Source organism: Pseudomonas panipatensis, from assembly GCF_900099785.1.
Lineage (GTDB): Bacteria > Pseudomonadota > Gammaproteobacteria > Pseudomonadales > Pseudomonadaceae > Pseudomonas > Pseudomonas panipatensis.
Map to the genome: position 1 here is coordinate 1 of NZ_FNDS01000027.1, position 2367 is coordinate 2367.

The following is a 2367-nucleotide window of genomic DNA, read 5'->3' on the forward strand; positions in this document are numbered from 1 at the left end:
CAGCGACATCACCATGCCGAGGGACTGCGCCCAGTCCGGCAGGGCGGTGTAGTGCAGGTGGTGCGGACCCGCCCAGATGTACAGGGTGATCAGCGCCCAGAAGTGCACGATGGACAGGCGATAGGAGTAGACCGGACGCTCGGCCTGCTTGGGCACGAAGTAGTACATCATCCCCAGGAAGCCGGTCGTAAGGAAGAAGCCCACGGCGTTGTGGCCGTACCACCACTGGACCATGGCATCGGTGGCGCCGGAGTACAGGGAGTAGGACTTGAACCAGGTCACCGGGAGCGACATGTGGTTGACGATGTGCAGCATCGCGGTGACCACGATGAAGGCACCGTAGAACCAGTTGCCGACGTAGATGTGCTTGGTCTTGCGCTTGACGATGGTGCCGAAGAACACCACGCCATAGGTGATCCACACCACGGCCAGGAGAATGGCGATCGGCCATTCCAGCTCGGCGTATTCCTTGGTGGTGGTGTAGCCCAGCGGCAGGGTGATGCCGGCCGCGACGATCACGGCTTGCCAACCCCAGAAGGTGAAGGCCGCGAGGCTGTCAGAAATCAGACGGGCCTGACAGGTGCGTTGTACGACGTAGTAGGAAGTTGCGAAGAGAGCACAGCCGCCGAAGGCGAAGATCACCAGGTTGGTGTGCAATGGACGCAGACGTCCGAAGCTGGTCCATGGCAGGCCGAAGTTGAGCTCTGGCCAGACTAGTTGCGAGGCGATGAAAACACCGAGCCCCATTCCAAGTATCCCCCAGACCACCGTCATGATGGCGAACTGGCGGATGACCTTATAGTTATAAGCAGTCGGACTGATTGCTGTGCTCATTCTAAGGTTCCACGGTTTTTTAGGATATTTAGGGACAAAAAACGGCGGCAAGTATGTAGAAAGCCAATAGCCATTGCAACGCGCCGGGCCTTGGCCCGGAGCCGCTTGCATGCCAGTGTCGGAGCGCTTTCGGCCATGTGCCGTCCGCCTGTTCAGCCCATTCAGACCCGGTGGGTGGGGCCTGATGAAGGGGAGACGCCTTAGTGCCGTTGCCGATTTGCGGATGACGTGAGCTTAGTCGTGAACTTGGGATGTGTGAAGGAATTGGGCGTAGGAGGTGCGACACTTGGTCGCGTAATTGCGGGGAAAGTTGCTCGCGCCCGGATGGGCGCGAGCGGTGGGCTTAATTGGCGGCTGCAGGACGGGAAATGTTGTAGATATAAGCGGCGAGAATATGCACTTTATCTTTGCCTAAATAGGCTTCTTGCGCCGGCATTTGACCCTGGCGGCCATAACGGATGGTTTGTTGCAGTTGGGCGAAGCTCGAACCGTAGATGAAGGCGGCCGGGTGGGTCAGGTTGGGCGCGCCCAGCATCGGGGTGCCTTTGCCTTCGGCGCCGTGGCAGGCCACGCAGGTGGTGGAGAAGAGCTTCTCGCCATTGGCCACCTGGGCCTCGCTGACGCCATCCGGCAGTTTGCGGCCATTGAGCTTGGTGGTGACGAAGGCGGCCACGTCGTGCACGCCCTGGTCGCCCAGCACTTCACCCCAGGCCGGCATGAGCGCGTGGCGGCCGCCGAGAATGGTGGTCTCGATGGTGGTCGCTTCGCCGCCCCAGCGCCAGTCCTGGTCGGTCAGGTTGGGGAAGCCCTGGGCCCCCTTGGCATCCGAGCCGTGGCAGATCGAGCAGTAGGTCGCGAACAGGCGCTCGCCGGTCTTCATGGCTTGCGGGTCCTTGGCCACTTCTTCCACCGACATGGCCGAGTATTTGGCGAAGATCGGGCCGTACTTGCTATCGGCCTGGGCTTCCTCGCGCTCCCATTGCTTGACCTCGGTCCAGCCGTCGTAGCCGGGCAGTACGCCTTTCCAACTGCCCAGGCCCGGGTACAGGGCCAGGTAGCCGGCGGCGAACACGATGGTGCCGACGAACAACAGGAACCACCACCTCGGCAGCGGGTTGTCGTATTCCTCGATGCCGTCGAAGGAGTGGCCCATGGTCTTGTCGGTGACGCCTTTGCTCTCGCCGCTGCGGGTGGCGAAGATCAGCCACAGCAGGGCGATCAGCGATCCGACGGTCAGTACAGTGATGTACAGACTCCAAAAGGTAGTCATGCTTTGTTGCTCCTGGAAGCTTGTTCTTTCTCGACGAGTTCTCGGGCTACCGGGTCGTCCGCGAAGGGCAGCAGGGCATCGTCATCGAAGCGCTGCTTGCGTTTGCCGCCGTAAGCCCAGAGCAGCACACCGATGAAGCCCACCATCACCAGGATGGTGCCGAGGCCGCGTATCGTCCCGATATCCATCGCACTCACCGTTTGCTTTTGATGATGGTCCCGAGGCTTTGCAGGTAAGCCACGAGCGCGTCCATTTCGGTCTTG

The 2367-nt window shown here is 61.0% G+C and carries 3 protein-coding genes and 1 pseudogene; all 4 read right to left on the bottom strand.

Features of this window, described 5'->3' with window-relative positions; translation table 11 throughout:
* Positions 1 to 834 (bottom strand): cbb3-type cytochrome c oxidase subunit I (locus tag BLQ74_RS26820; protein ID WP_170842889.1); only part of this gene is annotated, 834 nt, incomplete at its 3' end.
* Between the two features lie 343 nt (positions 835 to 1177).
* Positions 1178 to 2104 carry a cytochrome-c oxidase, cbb3-type subunit III gene (gene ccoP / locus BLQ74_RS26825; protein WP_090268554.1) on the bottom strand — a complete coding sequence of 309 codons (927 nt, stop codon included), beginning with the start codon at positions 2102 to 2104 and terminating at the stop codon, positions 1178 to 1180.
* Complete coding sequence (locus BLQ74_RS26830) at positions 2101 to 2292, bottom strand: cbb3-type cytochrome oxidase subunit 3 (protein WP_090268556.1); 192 nt, start codon at positions 2290 to 2292, stop codon at positions 2101 to 2103. Before BLQ74_RS26830 ends, ccoP begins: the two co-directional genes overlap by 4 nt.
* Before the next feature lie 5 nt (positions 2293 to 2297).
* Positions 2298 to 2367: pseudogene (locus tag BLQ74_RS27335) on the bottom strand (cytochrome-c oxidase, cbb3-type subunit II); the annotation flags it as partial.

Excerpts from the sequence above, each read along its gene's own strand:
- ccoP (WP_090268554.1), bottom strand. The coding sequence starts at position 2,104 with ATGACTACCTTTTGGAGTCTGTACATCACTGTACTGACCGTCGGATCG.
- BLQ74_RS26830 (WP_090268556.1), bottom strand. The coding sequence starts at position 2,292 with ATGGATATCGGGACGATACGCGGCCTCGGCACCATCCTGGTGATGGTG.